The organism is Streptomyces sp. NPDC049970 (genome assembly GCF_040660235.1).
Lineage (GTDB): Bacteria > Actinomycetota > Actinomycetes > Streptomycetales > Streptomycetaceae > Streptomyces.
In genome coordinates, this window is the sequence record NZ_JBFALP010000029.1 from 1 (window position 1) to 18,218 (window position 18,218).

The following is an 18,218-nucleotide window of genomic DNA, read 5'->3' on the forward strand; positions in this document are numbered from 1 at the left end:
GGTGTGCCAGCTGGCCGGACAGCACCACTACGAGGCCCTCACCGCCTGCGGCGTGAAGATCTACCAGTACCAGCCGACGATGATGCACACCAAGGCTCTGACGGTGGACGGTGTCGCCTCGCTGATCGGCTCGACGAACTTCAACCGCCGCTCCCTCGACCACGACGAGGAAGTGATGCTCGCCGTGCTGGATCCGGCCTTCACCGCGACCCTGGACGGGCACTTCGACGAGGACCGGGCCAACAGCGTGCTGATCGACGGCGCCCGGTGGCGGCGCCGCTCAACGGCGCAGCGGATGCGCGAGGCGGCCGTCCTGCCGATCCGCCGCTGGCTGTGAGGTGACCGTGCCCGGCCGCGCGGCCGGGCACGGGTACGCCGAAGGCCCCGCACACCGTGAGGTGTGCGGGGCCTTCGTGGCCGTACCGGGTCCCTGAGCGCTCAGAGCCGTTCGGGCGTCCGGATGCCGAGCAGCTTCATGCCCTGGTGCAGGGTGCGGGCGGTGAGCTCGACGAGGAACAGCCGGTTCTCGACGACCTCCGGCGCGTTGTCCGGGCTGAGCACCTGGCACTGGTCGTAGAACGTGGTGAGGTGCGAGGCCAGTTGGTAGAGGTAGGCGGCCAGCTTGTGCGGCTCGTACCCCTCGGCCACCTCCTCCAGGACCGCGCCGAACTGGTCAAGGTGCAGGCCCAGCGCGCGCTCCGCCGGGGCCAGTCCCAGCTCCGGGTGCGCGGCCGGCTTCGCGTCGCCCGCCTTGCGCAGGATGGAGCGGATCCGGGCGTAGGCGTACTGGAGGTAGACGGAGGTGTCGCCGTTCAGCGAGACCATCTGGTCCAGGTCGAACTTGTAGTCCCGCACCGCGGAGGTCGACAGGTCGGCGTACTTCACGGCGCCGACACCGACGTACCGGCCGTTCTCGACGATCTCGTCCTCGGACAGGCCGACCTTCTCGGCCTTCTCCCGGACCACGGCCGTCGCCCGCTCGACCGCCTCGTCGAGGAGGTCCTCCAGCCGGACGGTGGTGCCCTCGCGGGTCTTGAACGGCTTGCCGTCCTTGCCGAGGACCGTGCCGAAGGCCAGCTGGTGCGCCTTGACGCCGTCGTTCAGCCAGCCGGCGCGGCGGGCCGTCTCGAAGACCATCTTGAAGTGCAGCGACTGCCGTGCGTCCACGACGTAGACCAGGTTGTCGGCCTTGAGGTTCTGGACGCGGTCCCGGATCGCCGAGAGGTCCGTGGCCGCGTAGCCGTAACCGCCGTTGGTCTTCTTGACGATCAGCGGGACCGGGTTGCCGTCCGGGCCCTTCACGTCGTCGAAGAACACGCACAGCGCGCCCTCGGAGCGGACGGCGACGCCCGTCTCCTCCAGGATCCGGCAGGTCTCCTCGAGCATGTCGTTGTAGCCGGACTCACCGACGATGTCGGGGTCGGCGATGTCCATGTCGAGCTTGTCGAAGACGGAGTAGAAGTAGATCTTCGACTCGTCGACGAAGCGCTGCCAGTGCGCGAGCGTCTCCGGGTCACCGGCCTGGAGGGCCACCACCCGGTCGCGGGAGCGCGCCTTGAACTCCTCGTCGGAGTCGAACAGGACCCGGGAGGCCTTGTAGACGCGGTTCAGCGACGACATGGCCGCCTCGCCGTCGGCCTTGTCGCCTTCGTGCTTCAGCTCGTCCGGGTGCTCGAGGAGGTACTGGATGAGCATGCCGAACTGCGTGCCCCAGTCGCCGATGTGGTGGCGCCGGACGACGTTCTCGCCGGTGAACTCGAGGATCTGGACCATGGCGTCGCCGATGACCGCCGAGCGGAGGTGGCCGACGTGCATCTCCTTGGCCACGTTCGGCTGGGCGTAGTCGATCACGGTCGTGCCCGCGTGGGACTTCAGCGGGACGCCGAGCCGGTCGCCGTCGACGGCACGCGCCGCGAGCGTCTCGACGATCGCCCGGTCGGTGAGCGTGATGTTGAGGAAGCCGGGGCCGGAGACCTCGACGTCCTTGATCGGTCCATCGGCCGGGAGGGCGGCGGTGACCTGGGCGGCCAGCTCGCGCGGGTTGCCCTTGAGCTTCTTGGCGAGCGCGAGGATGCCGTTGGCCTGGAAGTCGGCCCGGTCGCTTCGGCGCAGCAGCGGGTCCGCGGTGCCGGCATCCGGCAGAGCTGCCGTCAGGGCGTCCGCCAGCTGCTGCTGGAGCGTGGAAGCGAGGGAGGGGACCGAGGCCATGAGCCGGCTGCCGTTTCGGTAGAGGACAGAGGATCGCCCCAGTATCCCACGGGGCGCAAAGCCGTTTTCGCGCTGCGGGCGGTACCTGGGAGAATGGGTGGCGCCCCTATGAGTCCTACACGAGAGAAGGACGTGCCGACCGTGGCTTCCAGTCAGAGCAGCACCGAGACCGACTGGGTCTCCCGCTTCGCGGACGATGTCATCGCCGAATCGGAGCGACGTGCGCCTGGCAAACCGGTCGTCGTCGCGTCCGGCCTCTCCCCGTCGGGCCCGATCCACCTGGGCAACCTCCGCGAGGTGATGACCCCGCACCTGGTCGCCGACGAGATCCGCCGCCGCGGGTACACCGTGCGCCACCTGATCTCCTGGGACGACTACGACCGTTACCGCAAGGTGCCGAACGGCGTGGAGGGTGTCGACGCCTCCTGGCAGGCGCACATCGGCAAGCCGCTGACCTCGGTGCCGGCCCCGGCCGGGTCGGCGTATCCGAACTGGGCCGAGCACTTCAAGGCCGCGATGACCGGGGCGCTGGACGAGCTCGGCGTCGAGTACGACGGCATCAGCCAGACCGAGCAGTACCTGGCGGGCACGTACCGCGAGCAGGTCCTGCACGCGATGAGGCACCGCGCCGACATCGACGCCGTGCTCGACCGATACCGCACCAAGAAGGACGGCGCGGCGGGCGCGAAGGGCAGGAAGCCGCAGCAGAAGAAGGTCGACGAGGCCGAGCTGGAGGCCGCCGAGGGCTCCGGCGCGGCGGACGAGGACGACGGCGGCTCCGGCTCCGCCGGCTACTTCCCGTACAAGCCCTACTGCGGCAACTGCGAGAAGGACCTCACCGTCGTCACCTCCTACGACGACGACTCCACCGAGCTGAACTACACCTGCTCGGAGTGCGGCTTCGCCGAGACGGTCCGGCTCAACGAGTTCAACCGCGGCAAGCTGGTCTGGAAGGTCGACTGGCCGATGCGCTGGGCCTACGAGGGCGTGGTCTTCGAGCCCAGCGGTGTGGACCACTCCTCGCCCGGCTCCTCGTTCGTCGTCGGCGGCCAGATCGTGCGCGAGATCTTCGACGGCGTCCAGCCGATCGGACCGATGTACGCGTTCGTCGGGATCTCCGGCATGGCGAAGATGTCCTCCAGCAAGGGCGGCGTGCCGACCCCGGCCGACGCGCTGAAGATCATGGAGGCGCCGCTGCTGCGCTGGCTGTACGCGCGCCGCAGGCCGAACCAGTCCTTCAAGATCGCCTTCGACCAGGAGATCCAGCGGCTCTACGACGAGTGGGACTCGCTGGCCCGCAAGGTCGCCGAGGGTTCGGTGCTGCCCGCCGACGCCGCCGCCTACGCCCGGGCGGTCGGTACGGCCGCCGGTGAGCTGCCCAGCACGCCGCGCCCGCTGCCCTACCGCACGCTGGCCTCGGTCGCCGACATCACCGCCGGGGCTGAGGACCAGACACTGCGGATCCTCAGCGAGCTCGACCCGGCGAACCCGCTGACCACGCTCGACGAGGCGCGTCCGCGGCTCGACCGCGCCGAGAACTGGATCACCACCCAGGTCCCGGCCGAGGCCCGCACCGTCGTCCGGACCGAGCCGGACAAGGAGCTCATCGGCTCCCTGGACGAGCAGGGGCGCGAGTCCCTGCGACTGCTGCTCGAAGGGCTCGACTCGCACTGGTCGCTGGACGGGCTGACCACGCTCGTCTACGGCGTGCCGAAGGTGCTGGAGGGACTGGAGCCGGACGCCGGGCCGACGCCTGAACTGAAGGTGGCCCAGCGGTCGTTCTTCGCCCTGCTGTACCGGCTGCTGGTGAGCCGGGACACCGGGCCCCGCCTGCCCACGCTGCTGCTCGCGGTCGGTGCGGACCGGGTGCGGAAGCTGCTCGGCGCGTAGTCGCGGTCGACGGATCGCGTGAGGACGGGGCCGGCCGCTCATGGCCGGCCCCGTCCTCACGCGTTTGGCAGCAGCCGCCGCCGGGGGAGTTCAGGCGGCGGAGCGTTCGTCGGCCGGGCGGCGGCGGAGCCGGGCCACCCCGACGGCCGGGGGGTCGTAGGCCATGTCGAGCGTCCCGACGTCGGTGCCCGGGGGGACGATCGTGTCGATCCGGTCCATGATCTCGTCGGAGAGGGTGGTCCCCGTACCCGCGAGGAGGTCGTCGAGGTGCGGCATGGTGCGCGGGCCGATGATCGCGGACGTCACGCCGGGGTGGGCGATGGCGAAGGCGGTCGCCAGGTGGGTCAGCGGCATCCCGGCGTCCTCGGCGAGCGCGACGAGCTGTTCGACGGCGTCGAGCCGGCGCTCGTCGCGCAGGTGCTTGAAGCCGTACGTCGCCCGGTGGGTGTCGGCCGTACGCCCCTTGCGGTAACGGCCGGTGAGCAGGCCGCCCGCGAGGGGGCTCCACACCATGGCGCCCATGCCGTAGCGCTCGCAGACGGGCAGCACCTCGCGTTCGACGCCCCGGTTGAGGACGGAGTAGGGCGGCTGCTCGGTGCGGAAGCGCTCCAGTCCCCGGCGCTCGGCGACCCACTGTGCCTCGACGATGTCCGAGGCCGGGAAGGTGGAGGCGCCGATGGTGCGGACCTTGCCCGTGCGCACCAGGTCGGTGAGGGCCGAGAGCGTCTCCTCGATGTCGGTGTCCGGCGCGGGCCGGTGGATCTGGAACAGGTCGACGTGGTCGGTCCCGAGGCGGCGCAGGGAGTCCTCCAGCGCGCGGATCACCCAGCGGCGTGAGTTCCCCTGCTGGTTGGGGTCGTCGCCCATCGGGAGGTGGACCTTGGTGGCCAGCACGACCTTGTCGCGGCGGCCCTTGAGCGCCTTTCCGACGATCTCCTCGGACTCGCCGCGCGAGTAGGCGTCGGCGGTGTCGACGAAGTTGATGCCCGCGTCCAGCGCCTTGTGGATGATCCGGACGGACTCGTCGTGATCGGGGTTGCCCATGGCGCCGAACATCATCGCGCCGAGGCAGTAGGGGCTGACCTTGATACCGGTCCGGCCGAGAGTGCGGTACTTCATGATGCTCCTCGTGCTGTGGCCCGGGGCCCGTCGGGGCGCACCGGACCTACGTAAACGGAACAGCGTTCAGCTTCACGATACGGAACGCTGTTCCGCTTAGCAAGGAGGCATGGCGAAACGCGGCCCGTCCGCGATGGCGGCCGAGCCGTGTCGAGGCGGGCGGGCCCGGACGGGTCAGGCGATGTGGTTGGCGGCCTCGTCCATGTTGAAGCGCTGCCTGAAACCTGGCAGCAGCCTGCGCAGGAGAGCGGCGCTGCGCGGGTGGCGGACGTTGTGGCCGTCCGACAGGTGGATGTCGAGCACCTCGGCGCTCGGATAGTCCTGGTGCTGGTGCGTGTACGCGGCGAACACGTCGTACGCGATCTCGCCGAACTCGATCTCCGCCTCGGCCCATTCGGCCTCCTGCTGGGCGGTGGCCTCCTGCTCGCGCCCCTGTTCCGGCTCCGGCTCCTGCTGCTGCCCGGGCTCGGGTTCGGCGGCGCGCGGGTGCGGGAAGGCGCCGACCGTGCCGACGTTGCCCAGCGGGCGCGTCCGGCCGCCGGGGCCCGAGGGGATCATCACCGGGGTGGGCTCCAGGCCCTCGACGTACGTCGGGTTGTACGCGCTCTCGTACGCGTCCTCCGGCACCTGGGGCGCCGCGAACCAGGGGCTCTCGTGCGAACCGCCGCCCTCGCCCGCGTACTGCTGCTGGTCGCGCTGCTCCTGCCGCCCGTCCTGCCGCCGGGGCGCCGCCTGTTCCTGGGGGCCCTGCTCGTGGAACTCCCGCTCCCCGGGTATCCGCTCCCGGGGGTCCGGCTCCCGGACGGCGTGGGCGAGCTGCGGGTGCTGCTCGGTCTCCGGGGCCACCGGGGCGGGCGGCAGGAGGGCCGGCTCGATGCCGGCCGCGGCGAGGCCCGCCGGGGCGGTGTCGGCGAGCGGGACGCCGTACTTCGCCAGGCGCAGCGGCATCATCGACTCGACGGGTGCCTTGCGGCGCCAGTTGCGGCCGAAGCGGGCCTGGAGGCGGGCCTGGTAGATCAGCCGGTCCTGTTCGAGCCTGATGACCTGCTCGTAGCTGCGGAGCTCCCACAGCTTCATGCGGCGCCACAGTTTGAAGGTGGGGACGGGGGAGAGCAGCCAGCGGGTGAGCCGGACGCCCTCCATGTGCTTGTCCGCGGTGATGTCCGCGATCCGGCCCACGGCGTGGCGCGCGGCCTCGACGGAGACGACGAACAGGATCGGGATCACCGCGTGCATGCCGGTGCCCAGCGGGTCGGGCCAGGCGGCGGCGCCGTTGAAGGCGATCGTCGCCGCGGTGAGCAGCCAGGCGGTCTGGCGCAGCAGCGGGAACGGGATGCGCATCCACGTCAGCAGGAGGTCGAGCGCGAGCAGTACGCAGATGCCCGCGTCGATGCCGATCGGGAAGACCAGCGAGAACCGGCCGAAACCTTTCTCCTCCGCGAGTTCGCGTACGGCCGCGTACGAGCCCGCGAAACCGATCGCGGCGATGAGCACGGCACCGGCGACGACGACCCCGATGAGTACGCGGTGCGTGCGTGTCAGCTGCATGGCGGCCACGCTGCGATCCCCTCCCGACTTGGATGAACCGGCTCCACTTCGGCGTCCGGCGCGGGCACAGCCTGGCACATGCCGACCGGGCGTGTTGCGCGGGGAGGGGCCGGAGCCCGGTACCCGCGGGGGTACCGGGCTCCGTGGAACCGCTTCTGGGCCGGGGAGTCGACGCCTCCGCCCGCCGTCAGGTCACGACTTGCGGGTGGCCTTCGCGGACGGCTTCCTCGACGCCGACGACTTCACGTCCGAGGACGACTTGGCGGAGGACTTGGCGGGCGCGGACGACTTGGCCGAGGCGGACGGCGAGGCCGACGACTTCGCGGTGCCCTGGTCGGCGCCTACCTCGGCGACCGCCTCCTTGGCGGCCGTCTGCGCGCCCTTGAGGATGTCGGCGGTGGCCGGCGTCTTCGCCCCCGCGTAACCGGCACCGTTGTAGGTGACGCCGACGACGACGTTCCCGGTGCGGGCCACGACCGTCGCGTACTCGAACTCCTCACCGGTCTTGGTGAGGCTGTACACGACTGCGGTCGCCTGCTCGCCGATGCCCGCGGCGGGCTTGGCCGAGACCTTCTTGGCGCCCTCGGTGGCCTGCGCCTTGGCGACCTGCTTGGTGAACTCGTCCGTCGCACGCTTCGCGCCGCTGCCGAGGGACCGGTCCGACTCGAAACGGGTGAAGCCGACGTCGAGCCAGCGGTACTGCGAGCCCTTGACGCCGTTGTCGTCCAGACCGTTCCAGGCGCAGCTGCCGCGGGTCCGGGTGTCGCTGGACTTGCCCGGGGTGCCGCCCTTGTTCTTGGACTTCGGGACCAGGTCCTCGATCGTCTTCTTGCTGATCGACCCGCAGGCGTCGGGCAGTTCGGAGAACTTCGCGGGCTCGACGGCCGGCTCGGACTTCTTCGCGCCGGGGGAGTCGGAGGAGGCGGACGCGGCCGACTCCTTCGAGTCGCCGGAGTCCGACGAGCAGCCGGCGACGACGAGCATCACCGGAACGGCGGCGCAGGCGAGTATGCGGGACAGTCGCGGGGCTGATCGGTGCATGGTTCCTTCACTCGGACGGCACGGCGGTCTCGGTCGTGCGGGCGGTCGGGCGGTACGGGGTGTCTCGGTCGTGCGGTCGGTACGCACCGCGATCGGCCGTACGTCGGTCGGGGGCCACGGTACGACGGACCGCGACCGGATGCCGCCTTCGGCCGAGGGACCCGGGGTGTGCGAGGAGCCACGCCCGGGTGCCGTCGGCATACGGTCATTCGCTCAGGGTCTCGGACAGATTCCGGGCCAGGGCCTGGGCCTTCTCCTGCAGTTCCCGGCTGTCGGGGACCTCGGTGACGAGGGCCGGCTGCTCGGTGTACTGGACGGTCACGATGACGTTCGATGTGCGGAACACCACGCTCACGGTGCGGTGCTGCGCGGTGGAACCGGCCCGGGTGAGCTCGTCGTCCAGGAACGCGGCGTCGCCGAGTTCGCCGAGCAGCCGCGGCCGGAGGTCCTCGTCCCCTGCGCCCGTGCCCCCGGAGGGGGCGGCGTCCGTGGAGGCCGGGGCCGAAGGCTTCCCGCTCGGGGAGCCGGAGGGCGTGCCGCCGGTCGTTCCGGAGGCCGGCGCACTCGGTGTCACGCCGCCCGGGGCCGGAAGCGCGGCGGCGTCCTCCTTCTTCGCGTACACCTCGCGGGCGCGGTCGTCGTCGCTGACCGCGGGGTCGTACGAGACGACGCGCTCGAAGTCGATGGACAGGTTCCGGGACGCGTCCTGGGCGTCGGACTTCCAGCGGCAGCCGACCTTGCGGTCGGTGTCGTAGGTGACGGCGGCCGCGCCCTCGTACACCTTCTCCTGCTGGTCCTCGGACAGGCCGGCGCCGACCGGCAGCAGGTCCTTGAGCGTGGAGCGCGGTACGGCGCGGCAGGATTCCGGCAGCGTCCGGTACTTGCCCGGGGGCGCGGCCGAGACCGTCGGGCTGCCGGGCTTGCTGTCGGCGGCGGGGTCGTCGGCGCCGGAGCCGGCGCTGCAGCCGGCGACGAGCGCTGCGAGGAGCGCGACGCCGGGTACGTACGCCATGTGTCGCACGGTCCCAGGCTCCCTTCGGTACGAAAACGGGTTGCCGCTCGATGGCGGCCGATGGACACAATGTGTATCGCACGCGCCGCTGTGAATGCCGGTCGGCCGACCGTTATGCCGACCTCGGCACCGGTTTTGCGCTTTCAGATTTTTCGGGGGAATCGAGGGGTTATGTCGTATGTAGAGGTACCGGGTGCGAAGGTTCCCATCCGTATGTGGGCGGATCCGGCGTCGGTCGAGGACGGCGCGATGCAGCAGCTGCGGAACGTGTCCACGCTGCCCTGGATCAAGGGTCTGGCCGTCATGCCGGACGTCCACTTCGGCAAGGGCGCGACCGTCGGCTCGGTGATCGCGATGCACGGGGCGGTCTGTCCCGCCGCGGTGGGCCTGGACATCGGCTGCGGGATGTCGGCGGTGAAGACGTCGCTCACGGCCAACGACCTCCCGGGTGATCTCTCGCGGCTCCGGTCGAAGACCGAGCAGGCGATCCCGGTGGGCCGGGGGATGCACGACGACGTCGTCGACCCGGGAAGGCTGCACGGCTTCCCGACGAGCGGCTGGGACGACTTCTGGTCGCGGTTCGACGGGATCGCCGAAGCGGTCAAATTCCGTCAGGAGCGGGCAACAAAGCAGATGGGAACGCTCGGAAGTGGAAATCATTTTGTCGAGATCTGTCTCGACGAAGAGGGAGCGGTGTGGCTGATGCTGCACTCCGGCTCCCGGAACATCGGCAAGGAGCTCGCCGACTTCCACATCGGGCAGGCCCGGAAGCTTCCGCACAACCAGGGGCTCGTCGACCGTGACCTCGCGGTCTTCATCGCGGACACCCCGCAGATGGCGGCCTACCGCAACGACCTGTTCTGGGCGCAGGAGTACGCGAAGTACAACCGCTCGATCATGATGGGGCTCCTCCAGGACGTGGTCCGGAAGGAATTCAAGAAGGCCCGGGTGACCTTCGAGCCGGTGATCTCCTGCCACCACAACTACGTGGCGGAGGAGCGGTACGAGGGAATGGACCTGCTGGTCACCAGGAAGGGCGCGATTCGCGCGGGCTCCGGGGAGTTCGGGATCATTCCGGGGTCCATGGGGACGGGTTCGTACATCGTGAAGGGCCTCGGGAACGCGCACTCGTTCAACTCCGCCTCGCACGGCGCCGGTCGGAGGATGAGCCGGACCGCCGCGAAGAGGAAGTTCTCGACGAAGGACCTGGAGGACCAGACGCGGGGCGTGGAGTGCCGCAAGGACTCCGGGGTGGTGGACGAGATCCCGTCCGCGTACAAGCCGATCGAACAGGTCATGGAGCAGCAGCGCGACCTGGTCGAGGTCGTCGCGAAGCTGAAGCAGGTCGTGTGTGTGAAGGGCTGAGGCCCCCACCGGCGACGGCGTGAGCCCCGGAATCCCGCGGTGCGGGTGGTCCGGGGCTCTTCGGCGCCCGCGGTGACCGGCCCCGGCCGTCGCTCGTCGGTCGCCGTCGTGGTTCCGGCCGTCAGGGCGTGCGGTGGACCTTGGAGTTCGAGGCCTGGGCTCGGGGGCGGACCACCAGGAGGTCGATGTTGACGTGGCTGGGGCGGGTGACGGCCCAGGTGATCGTGTCGGCCACGTCGTCGGCGGAGAGCGGGGCGTCGACGCCCGCGTAGACCTTGGCGGCCTTCTCGGTGTCGCCGCGGAAGCGGGTGGTCGCGAACTCCTCCGTCTTGACCATGCCGGGTGCGACCTCGATCACGCGGACCGGGGTGCCGACGATCTCCAGGCGGAGGGTCTCGGCCAGGACGTGCTCGCCGTGCTTGGCGGCGACGTAACCGCCCCCGCCCTCGTACGTGGAGAGGCCGGCCGTCGAGGAGAGGATGACCACGGTGCCGTCGCCGCTCGCGGTGAGCGCGGGGAGCAGCGCCTGCGTGACGTTGAGCGTGCCGATGACGTTCGTCTCGTACATCTGGCGCCAGTCGGCCGGGTCCCCGGTGGCCACGGGGTCGGCGCCGAGCGCGCCGCCCGCGTTGTTGACCAGGACGGCCAGCGAGCGGAAGGCCGTGGCGAACTCGTCCACGGCGGCGCGGTCGGTGACGTCGAGGGAGTAGGCGGTCGCCTGGTGGCCCGCTTCGGTGAGCTCGGCGGCGAGTGCCTCGATGCGGTCCTTGCGGCGGGCGGTGAGCACCACGCGGTAGCCGGCGCCGGCCAGCTGCCTGGCGGTCGCGGCGCCGATGCCGCTGCTCGCACCGGTGATGACGGCGATGGGGGTGGCGGCCATGCGGACTCCTCGGACAGCTGATCGGTACGGGGCAAGGATAGGCGGGCGGCCCCTGACCGGGTTCAGTGGTTTCGCGGGGCGTACATGATCAGCGCCATGCCGGCCAGGCAGACGAGTGCGCCGGTGACGTCCCAGCGGTCCGGGCGGTAGCCGTCGGCGACCATGCCCCAGGCGATCGATCCCGCGACGAACACTCCTCCGTACGCGGCGAGGATGCGCCCGAAGTCGCCGTCCGGCTGGAGGGTCGCCACGAAGCCGTACGCGCCGAGGGCGATCACGCCCGCGCCGATCCAGATCCAGCCGCGGTGCTCGCGCACGCCCTGCCAGACGAGCCAGGCGCCCCCGATCTCGAAGACCGCGGCCACGACGAAGAGGGCGATGGAACGGGCGAGGAGCATGGGACAAGCGTGTCATGCGGGGTGCGGCGGCCGGGGGTGAGGTGGGTGGTGGGCCGTGCGGGTGGAGCGCGAGCGGTGAACCGGTCTGCAAATAAGGATTATTGGGATATATAGGTATCTTCGGCTCATGCGAGTGATGCGTGGAGCAGGGCTGGCGGGGTCGGTGGTGGCGGCGGTGGTGGCGGTCGTGGTGCCTGGTCCGGGGCTGTCCGCCGTGGCCGAGCCCGTGCCCCGGAGGGTCGCGCCGGAGGCGGACGTGTCCCTCCACGGCCATGTCTCGCTCGACGGCCGGAGGCTCGGGGTCATGCTGCGGGCCGGCAACCGGGGGCCGTCGCCGCTGGTCGAGGCGACCGTAAGGCTGCGCTTCTCCGTCCCGCTCGCCGCGGGGCAGCGCCTGCCCCGCGGCTGTCTGCGCGCCGGTGCCCGGACCGTGCTGTGCGGGACGGGGGTGCTGAGCGCGGCCGGCGACGCGCGGCGCACCACGGTGGTGCTGGGTCTCGCGGGGCGGCCGGCCGAGGTGGTGGTGCGCGTGGACACCGTGTGGAACGGCGGTGCGAGCGACCGGAACCCGCGCAACAACACCCATGAGGTGCTGGCCCCCTCGACCGGCGACGCCTACGTCTTCTGAGCGGTTCCTCGGGTGGCCGGTGTCCGGCTGTCCGCGCCGCCGGGCTCGCGTACCGCGTCGGCCGCGACGCCTTCAGGGCGGGAGCGGTGGGCGCCGCGCCGGTGGGCGTGCTCGCAGGCGGTGCACCGGGCGAAGGTGTCGTAGGCGCCTGGGTGGGCCGTCGCGCCGCGGTCGGCTGGGCTACGGCCTTGGAGCGGGGGCCGGACGCGAAGGGTCGCGTCTCCGGCCGGTGACGACGGGGGCGCTCCGGGCCGGGTGCGCGGTGGCCGGGTCGGTGTACAGCCTGCCGAGGTCGGCGTACGCGCCGGAGACGACTGTCTCGGCCCGTACCGTCGCGTCGAGCGCCGCGGTCCGGGCGGCCTGCCGGGTGTACGGGGAGGGCGGGTTCCGGCGCTGTCGGCGGCAGGCGCAGAGTGTGTAGATACCGCTGGCGATGACCACGGCCGGGACGGCCAGGGTCAACAGGATGTCCTCCACGGCAGGCCTCCTCCGGGGCGTGTGCTCCTTGCATCGGCAGACCCGGCGGCGTGGCTGTAGATCATTCTTCGGCCAATGAATGGCCGAAGAATGATCTACATATCCCGCGAAAAGGCGATCAGTCCGGCGTATCGGCCTTCATTGGGGCCGTTCGGGTCCAGGCGGTTGCTCAGGGTGAGGGCGAACTCCTCGGCCCGCGCCGGCTGGACCCGCGGCTTCGCGAGGACCTCGGTGGCCTGCGTCGTCCCCACCGAGAACCTCGCCGTGGGCGTCGTCGTCGGTTCGGTCACCGCCATGGTCGTCCTCGCCGGCCGGGTGGCCCGCGTGGCGGACGTCACCGCGGCCGCCGACCCGGACGGCCGCCAGGTCGTCGCGAACTCGCGGGAGACGGCTGAGCCCCGAGGGCTGCCCGGCCGCGTGGCCGTCTCAGACGGTCTGCCGCCGCGGAGACTCCGCCGCCGGAAGGAAGGGGTCCGCGGCCGCCTCGCAGAAGGCCGCGAGCCCGGTCGCCAGCGCCTCGCGCGCGGCGGGGGTCATGCGCTTCATCGCCTGGTGCAGCGCCCGCTCGCGCTGTCGCCGTACGTCTCGCAGGTGCGCCGCGCCGGCCTCCGTGAGTTCCAGCAGCATCTCGCGGCGGTCGTCGGGGCGAGGGGTCCTGCGGACGAATCCCGCCGCCTGCAGGCGGTCGCACAGGCGGCTGACGGAGGGGGCCGCCGCGTCCAGGTGCCGGCCGAGTGTCCGTAGATTGATCCCGGGGTCGCGTTCGATGATGTACATCACGCGTATCTGCGCCGCGGAGACGGGCGCGGTCGCGAGGGTGTTGCGTCCGCGCTCCCAGGCGATCTCCAGGAGTTCGAGGACCTCTCTGACCTCGGGCGCCTCGTCGGGGGCGTACCGGTCGAGCGGGACTGGCTCATCGCGCATGTGACACTCCCGAGTGGGGCATATGCCCGTTCCGGCTGGTCGATGTGAACAGTCGCCTTATGAAAATACGTCAAAGAAAGCAGGGCCGGGTACAAGGTGGACAGACCCAACGGCGTCGAGCGGGTACTCCGCGAGGCGGCCCCGCACCAGGTTCTCGGTGAGTTCCAGGCCCTGATCAGGAGCCTCTACGGTGCCTCGCAGGTGGAACTGCTGGTCGCCGACTACGCGATGACGCAGCTCCAGCCCGTCGGTGTCCTGCCTCACACCCGCCGGTCGGTGCCGGTCCACGACAGCGACCCGGGCCGGGCCTTCGGTGCACAGGAGCCGCACACCGTGCGCGACCCCGGCACGTCCACCGCGACCGTGTACCTGCCGGTCAGCGTCCGTGGCGACCGGACGGGCGTGCTGAGCGTCACACTGTCCGACGACGGCAGCGGCCCGGACGCGACCGTGGTGGACGACCTCCGGTCGTGCGCGGACGCGCTGGCGCACGAGATCGTCGTCGCGGAGCGGGACACCGACGTCTTCCTCCAGGCCCGGCGGGCCGAGCGGCTGACCCTCGCGGCCGAGATGCAGTGGCAGCTGCTGCCCGGCCGGTCGTGCGCCCGTCCCGAGTACAGCATCGGAGCCCAACTGGAGCCCGCCTACGCCATCCACGGTGACAACTTCGACTGGTCGGCGTCCGCGGACGATCTCGTCCTGACGGTCAACAACGGGATGGGCGAGGGCATCGAGGCCGCGCTGCTCACCAATCTCGCGGTCAACGCCCTGCGCAACGCGCGCCGTGCCGGGCTGAGCCTCACCGACCAGGCGTACCTGGCCGACCAGGCGCTCTACGGCCAGTACCAGGGGGGCAGCTTCCTGGCCACGCTGCTGCTCCGGTTCCACCTGCCCACCGGTGAGGTGGAGATCATCGACGCGGGGTCGCCGCGTATCTGGCGGCTGCGCAGGGGGGTCGTAGAGCCGGTCGGGCTGGAGGCCCAGATGCCGCTGGGGATGTTCGAGGACACGGTCTACACACCGCAGCGTCTCACCGTCGAGCCCGGGGACCGGCTGTTCTTCGTGAGTGACGGCGTCTATGACGCCCTGTCGCCTTCGGGGGAGAAGTACAGCCTGCACGCCCTCGTGAGGGCGATCCACGAGACCCGCCTGCTGCCCGCGGCGCAGGTGCCGCGCGCACTGCTGGAGAGGCTGCTGGGGCATCGCGGCCCGGGGCCCGCCGCGGACGACTCGTTGGTGGTGTGCCTGGACTGGCACGGCCGCCCGTCGTCGGCCGCCTGAGCCGGCCGCCGGCTCCTGGCGCCCGGCGTCCGGGCGGGACTCGTGCGCGCGCCGTGAAGGTTTCGAAACCGACCGTCGGCAGGTGCCGGTCAGGACCTTCGGGGGAGCCGGGACCTGATGGCGGGTTGCTATTCGGCGCCCCTCTGGGCGATGGTTGCCGAAGGGAAAGTAATTTTCGTCCAGTTGGAAGGTGGTGCGGCTCGCCCTCGGCGGGTCCCCCCTCATGGCTCCTCCGAAGGAAAGTTCCGCCACGATCGCTTACGAGCAGTCTTACGAGCAGCCCGCGAGCGGTGTATGGGGCACTGCCCCCTATCCCGTGATCGTCGCCGACCGGGCCGGCACCGTCGTCGAAGTGAACGCGGTCGCCGCGTCCCTGATGAACGGTGCGGTGCCGGGAGCCGTCATGGCGGACGCCGCACCCTCCTGGCTCGCGGAGGCGCACTCGGATCTGGTGGCAGCCGGCTCGGTGGCGAACCGCGGCGGAGACGCGGTGGTACCCGCCTGTGTCCGGGGTCACATCGGGGACCACAGCTTCGAGGCCCACCCCTCGCTGGGCGGGGACGGCCAGGTCGCGTGGTGGCTGGTCGACGACACCGTCCAGCGGCTGGCCGAGGCGGCGCTCTCCACGGAGCGCGAGCGGGCCACGTTCCTCGCCGAGGCCTCCAACGTGCTGATGGCCTCTCTGAACAGCGAGCGGTGCATGCTGGCGACCGCGCGTCTCGCGGCCCATTACCTGGCCGACGCGGCGGTCGTCGTCACACCGTCCTCCGGACGCACGATGCCCGTGGCGCACGCCGTGGCCGGCCAGGACGCCACCCGCGCCCTGGTGGCGGACGACCCCTCCGTGGTGCCGGGACTGAGCGAGGCGCTCCAGGGCTTCCCGCCCGTGCCCTCCCGGTGGATCGACCCTGCGGCCCTGCCCGCGTGGATGCTTCCCGAAGGCTTCACCGGTCCGATCGGGTCGGTCGCCGTCACCCCGCTGCCCGGTCACGGGGTGCCCGCCGGTGCGCTGATCCTGCTGCGCGTCAACGGGCGGGCCGAGTTCAGCGAGAGCGAGGAGCTCTTCGCCCGGCAGTTCGCCGCCCGTGCCGGAGCCGCGCTCTCGGCCGCACGCCTGTACGCGGAACAGACCGACATCACCCGGACCCTGATGCGGGACCTGCTGCCCCCCGAGCTCCAGCGGGTGAACGGCGTCGAGTTCGCGGGCGGCTACCAGCCGGCCGGGGTGCGGGAGCGGGTGGGCGGTGACTTCTACGACGTCCACCCCGGCAGCACGGACTCGGACCCGTCGCTGGTCGTCCTCGGCGATGTCTGCGGCAAGGGCCTGGACGCGGCCGTGCTCACCGGCAAGATCCGCAACACGGTGCAGGCCCTGACGCCGATGGCGGAGGACCACGGGAAGATGCTGCAGCTCCTGAACGGAGCCCTGCTGAACTCGCATCACACCCGCTTCGCCACCCTGGTCCTCGCCTCGGTCCTGCGTACGGACAACCACGTGCGGCTGCGTCTCACCTCGGCGGGCCACCCGGCCCCGCTGGTGGTGCGCAACAACGGCGCGATCGAGGAGATCGCCACGCACGGGACCCTGGTCGGGGCCCTGCCGCACGTCGAGGCCAGCACGGTCGAGGTCAGTCTGCAGCCGGGCGAGACCTGCCTGCTCTACACCGACGGGGTCACCGAGGCCCGCGGCGGTCCGATGGGTGACGAGCTCTTCGGTGAGGAACGTCTCATGCGGGCCCTGTCCGGGTGCGCGGGCCTGCCCGGCGCGGCCGTGGTGGAGCGGATCCAGATGCTCGCGTCCCAGTGGCTGCGCGACGGCAGGCACGACGACATGGCCCTGGTGGCCATCACCGCTCCTCGCACCACACACCTGAGCGCGGTGAACGGGCACACGCGGGGCAGGTACACGGCATGAGCGCACCTGTCATCACCACCGGTACCCACGGCCTCCGGATGCTGCGGGAGCAGCTGTGGGACGCGGTGACGGACCGGGACGAACACGCCGCCGCCGGAATCGTCTTCGAGGCCATGGACGGCGGGATGGACGCCGAGTCCGCGCTCCTGGACGTCATCGCGCCGGTCCAGAGGAAGGTGGGTGCCGAGTGGGCGGCGAACCGCCTCACCGTCGCGGAGGAGCACGCCGCCAGCGCGATAGCCGAACGGGTCGTCGCGGCCCTCGCCCACCATCCGTCGACCCGGGTGAAGCCACGGCTGGGCAAGGTCACGGTGGCCTGCGTCGACAAGGAATGGCACGTGCTGCCTGCCCGGCTGCTCGCGGAGGTCCTCTCGCTGCGCGGCTGGCGGGTCGACTTCCTGGGTGCCCAGGTCCCCACCCCGCACCTCATCGCGCATCTGCACAGCAGCGGCGCGGAGATCGTGGCGCTCTCCTCGTCCCTGCCCACCCGGCTGCCCACCGCGCACGCGGCGATCACCGCCTGCCAGGCCATCGGTGTGCCGGTCCTGGCCGGCGGCGCGGCCTTCGGGCCCGACGGGCGCTACGCGCGACTGCTGGGCGCCAACGCCTGGGCCCCGGACGCGCGCACGGCCGCAGGACTCCTCGCGGACGGGATCCCCACCCCGGACCTGGCGGTCGGCCGCACCCAGGTGGACGACCTGCCCCACCTGGCCGACCAGGAGTACACCTACGTCGCCCGCAGCCAGGGGCAGCTGGTCCGTGAGGTCCTGACCCAGCTGGAGAAGCGCTTCCCGGCGATGGGCGCCTACACGGCCCAGCAGAGGGAGCACACGGCCGAGGACATCGCCCACATCGTGGACCACCTCGCGGTCGGCCTCTACACCGACGACGACGAGCTGTTCACGACGTTCCTGGAGTGGACTGCGGGCATCCTCAGCGCCCGTGACGTCCCGGCCAGGTCGCTCAGCCCCGCCTTGGACGTTCTCGCGGCCGAACTCCAGGACTTCCCCCGCTGCGTCCGGCTGCTCGACCACGCCCGTCTCGTGCTGGACGCCACCCCGGCGTCTGCCGGTCACATCTCCGGAGCCACCGCATGACAGTCCTGCCGAACCCGCTTCTCACGGTGGCCGTCGAGGCCGGGCCACGCACCGTGCGCCTGCGCATAGGCGGTGACCTGGACTACGACACCAGTGGTGAGCTCGCCGCCCGTGCGCAGGCCTGTCTCGACGAGCAGAGCCCGGACGTCCTGCACCTGGACTGCGCCGAGCTGCGGCTCTGCGATTCCATGGGGGTCTCGACCCTGCTCCAGATACACCGGAGCACCACCGCGCGCGGCGTACGGCTCCATCTGGACTCCCCGCCGCCGTTCCTCGAGCGGATCCTCGCCGTCACGGGCACCCGGCACCTCTTCGAGACGACCGCGGCGGACGAACAACCCGAACAGGCGCAGGCGGACGAGGGCGCGCGCCCCACCGGTCCCGCGATGTTCACGGGCCCGTCCCGTACTCCCCGTACGCCCTCGGGCTGACGCT

At 71.3% G+C, this 18,218-nt stretch carries 18 protein-coding genes; 8 read left to right on the forward strand and 10 right to left on the reverse strand.

Translation table 11 applies throughout. The features are described from left to right. The coding region (locus tag AB0I83_RS30060; protein ID WP_363306876.1) for a phospholipase D-like domain-containing protein at positions 1-337 on the forward strand (337 nt) is incomplete at its 5' end. A gap of 101 nt (positions 338-438) precedes the next feature. Here the strand turns inward: AB0I83_RS30060 and argS are convergent. After that, positions 439-2,208, reverse strand: coding sequence for an arginine--tRNA ligase (gene argS, locus AB0I83_RS30065; protein WP_363306877.1), 1,770 nt, complete (start codon positions 2,206-2,208; stop codon positions 439-441). Positions 2,209-2,340: 132 nt separating this feature from the next. Between argS and lysS the strand changes: the two genes are divergently transcribed. Then, positions 2,341-4,098, forward strand: a complete 1,758-nt coding sequence (gene lysS / locus AB0I83_RS30070) for a lysine--tRNA ligase (protein ID WP_356843003.1) — start codon at positions 2,341-2,343, stop codon at positions 4,096-4,098. A 90-nt stretch (positions 4,099-4,188) separates the two neighbouring features. On the opposite strand, the gene AB0I83_RS30075 is transcribed toward lysS, so the two are convergent. The 4 genes from AB0I83_RS30075 to AB0I83_RS30090 all read right to left on the reverse strand — a co-directional run bounded on the left by AB0I83_RS30075 (position 4,189) and on the right by AB0I83_RS30090 (position 8,818). After that, positions 4,189-5,217 (reverse strand): aldo/keto reductase, encoded by a 1,029-nt coding sequence (locus AB0I83_RS30075; RefSeq protein ID WP_363306878.1) that lies wholly within the window; start codon positions 5,215-5,217, stop codon positions 4,189-4,191. A 174-nt stretch (positions 5,218-5,391) separates the two neighbouring features. Further along, on the reverse strand, positions 5,392-6,774 hold the full coding sequence (locus tag AB0I83_RS30080) for a DUF2637 domain-containing protein (RefSeq protein WP_363306879.1): 1,383 nt from the start codon (positions 6,772-6,774) through the stop codon (positions 5,392-5,394). A gap of 183 nt (positions 6,775-6,957) precedes the next feature. Continuing rightward, positions 6,958-7,806, reverse strand: a complete 849-nt coding sequence (locus AB0I83_RS30085; protein WP_363306880.1) for a DUF3558 domain-containing protein — start codon at positions 7,804-7,806, stop codon at positions 6,958-6,960. Between the two features lie 205 nt (positions 7,807-8,011). Further along, complete coding sequence (locus AB0I83_RS30090) at positions 8,012-8,818, reverse strand: DUF3558 domain-containing protein (RefSeq protein WP_363306881.1); 807 nt, start codon at positions 8,816-8,818, stop codon at positions 8,012-8,014. A gap of 171 nt (positions 8,819-8,989) precedes the next feature. Here AB0I83_RS30090 and AB0I83_RS30095 point away from each other — a divergent pair, with 171 nt between their 5' ends. Continuing rightward, entirely contained in the window at positions 8,990-10,183 is a 1,194-nt protein-coding gene (locus tag AB0I83_RS30095) for an RtcB family protein (RefSeq protein WP_363306882.1), read from the forward strand. Between the two features lie 121 nt (positions 10,184-10,304). Here the strand turns inward: AB0I83_RS30095 and AB0I83_RS30100 are convergent, their stop codons facing one another. Both AB0I83_RS30100 and AB0I83_RS30105 read right to left on the reverse strand, forming a co-directional pair. After that, positions 10,305-11,063 carry an SDR family NAD(P)-dependent oxidoreductase gene (locus tag AB0I83_RS30100; RefSeq protein WP_356537674.1) on the reverse strand — a complete coding sequence of 253 codons (759 nt, stop codon included), beginning with the start codon at positions 11,061-11,063 and terminating at the stop codon, positions 10,305-10,307. A 62-nt stretch (positions 11,064-11,125) separates the two neighbouring features. Continuing rightward, entirely contained in the window at positions 11,126-11,461 is a 336-nt protein-coding gene (locus AB0I83_RS30105; protein WP_356537676.1) for a YnfA family protein, read from the reverse strand. A gap of 127 nt (positions 11,462-11,588) precedes the next feature. Between AB0I83_RS30105 and AB0I83_RS30110 the strand changes: the two genes are divergently transcribed. Further along, complete coding sequence (locus AB0I83_RS30110) at positions 11,589-12,089, forward strand: hypothetical protein (protein WP_363306884.1); 501 nt, start codon at positions 11,589-11,591, stop codon at positions 12,087-12,089. Positions 12,090-12,269: 180 nt separating this feature from the next. Here the strand turns inward: AB0I83_RS30110 and AB0I83_RS30115 are convergent, their stop codons facing one another. From AB0I83_RS30115 to AB0I83_RS30125, 3 genes are all read right to left on the reverse strand, one after another. Beyond that, on the reverse strand, positions 12,270-12,566 hold the full coding sequence (locus AB0I83_RS30115; protein ID WP_363306885.1) for a hypothetical protein: 297 nt from the start codon (positions 12,564-12,566) through the stop codon (positions 12,270-12,272). A gap of 95 nt (positions 12,567-12,661) precedes the next feature. Further along, entirely contained in the window at positions 12,662-12,862 is a 201-nt protein-coding gene (locus AB0I83_RS30120; RefSeq protein ID WP_363306886.1) for a hypothetical protein, read from the reverse strand. Positions 12,863-12,992: 130 nt separating this feature from the next. Beyond that, the gene (locus AB0I83_RS30125; protein WP_356537681.1) at positions 12,993-13,490 is read right to left on the reverse strand and encodes a MarR family transcriptional regulator; all 498 of its coding nucleotides are present in this window, start codon (positions 13,488-13,490) and stop codon (positions 12,993-12,995) included. Positions 13,491-13,586: 96 nt separating this feature from the next. Here AB0I83_RS30125 and AB0I83_RS30130 point away from each other — a divergent pair, with 96 nt between their 5' ends. The 4 genes from AB0I83_RS30130 to AB0I83_RS30145 all read left to right on the forward strand — a co-directional run bounded on the left by AB0I83_RS30130 (position 13,587) and on the right by AB0I83_RS30145 (position 18,214). After that, positions 13,587-14,771, forward strand: coding sequence for a PP2C family protein-serine/threonine phosphatase (locus AB0I83_RS30130; protein WP_363306888.1), 1,185 nt, complete (start codon positions 13,587-13,589; stop codon positions 14,769-14,771). 223 nt (positions 14,772-14,994) lie between these two features. Then, positions 14,995-16,686, forward strand: a complete 1,692-nt coding sequence (locus tag AB0I83_RS30135; RefSeq protein WP_356537685.1) for a PP2C family protein-serine/threonine phosphatase — start codon at positions 14,995-14,997, stop codon at positions 16,684-16,686. Continuing rightward, positions 16,683-17,783 (forward strand): B12-binding domain-containing protein, encoded by a 1,101-nt coding sequence (locus tag AB0I83_RS30140; protein ID WP_363306889.1) that lies wholly within the window; start codon positions 16,683-16,685, stop codon positions 17,781-17,783. Before AB0I83_RS30135 ends, AB0I83_RS30140 begins: the two co-directional genes overlap by 4 nt. Continuing rightward, the gene (locus AB0I83_RS30145; RefSeq protein ID WP_363306890.1) at positions 17,780-18,214 is read left to right on the forward strand and encodes an STAS domain-containing protein; all 435 of its coding nucleotides are present in this window, start codon (positions 17,780-17,782) and stop codon (positions 18,212-18,214) included. Before AB0I83_RS30140 ends, AB0I83_RS30145 begins: the two co-directional genes overlap by 4 nt. The last annotated feature ends 4 nt before the right edge of the window (positions 18,215-18,218 follow it).

Coding starts and splice junctions, on each gene's coding strand:
- argS (WP_363306877.1), bottom strand. CDS start 2,208: ATGGCCTCGGTCCCCTCCCTCGCTTCCACGCTCCAGCAGCAGCTGGCG.
- AB0I83_RS30075 (WP_363306878.1), bottom strand. CDS start 5,217: ATGAAGTACCGCACTCTCGGCCGGACCGGTATCAAGGTCAGCCCCTAC.
- AB0I83_RS30085 (WP_363306880.1), bottom strand. CDS start 7,806: ATGCACCGATCAGCCCCGCGACTGTCCCGCATACTCGCCTGCGCCGCC.
- AB0I83_RS30090 (WP_363306881.1), bottom strand. CDS start 8,818: ATGGCGTACGTACCCGGCGTCGCGCTCCTCGCAGCGCTCGTCGCCGGC.
- AB0I83_RS30095 (WP_363306882.1), top strand. CDS start 8,990: ATGTCGTATGTAGAGGTACCGGGTGCGAAGGTTCCCATCCGTATGTGG.
- AB0I83_RS30100 (WP_356537674.1), bottom strand. CDS start 11,063: ATGGCCGCCACCCCCATCGCCGTCATCACCGGTGCGAGCAGCGGCATC.
- AB0I83_RS30105 (WP_356537676.1), bottom strand. CDS start 11,461: ATGCTCCTCGCCCGTTCCATCGCCCTCTTCGTCGTGGCCGCGGTCTTC.
- AB0I83_RS30110 (WP_363306884.1), top strand. CDS start 11,589: ATGCGAGTGATGCGTGGAGCAGGGCTGGCGGGGTCGGTGGTGGCGGCG.
- AB0I83_RS30120 (WP_363306886.1), bottom strand. CDS start 12,862: ATGGCGGTGACCGAACCGACGACGACGCCCACGGCGAGGTTCTCGGTG.
- AB0I83_RS30125 (WP_356537681.1), bottom strand. CDS start 13,490: ATGCGCGATGAGCCAGTCCCGCTCGACCGGTACGCCCCCGACGAGGCG.
- AB0I83_RS30135 (WP_356537685.1), top strand. CDS start 14,995: ATGGCTCCTCCGAAGGAAAGTTCCGCCACGATCGCTTACGAGCAGTCT.
- AB0I83_RS30140 (WP_363306889.1), top strand. CDS start 16,683: ATGAGCGCACCTGTCATCACCACCGGTACCCACGGCCTCCGGATGCTG.
- AB0I83_RS30145 (WP_363306890.1), top strand. CDS start 17,780: ATGACAGTCCTGCCGAACCCGCTTCTCACGGTGGCCGTCGAGGCCGGG.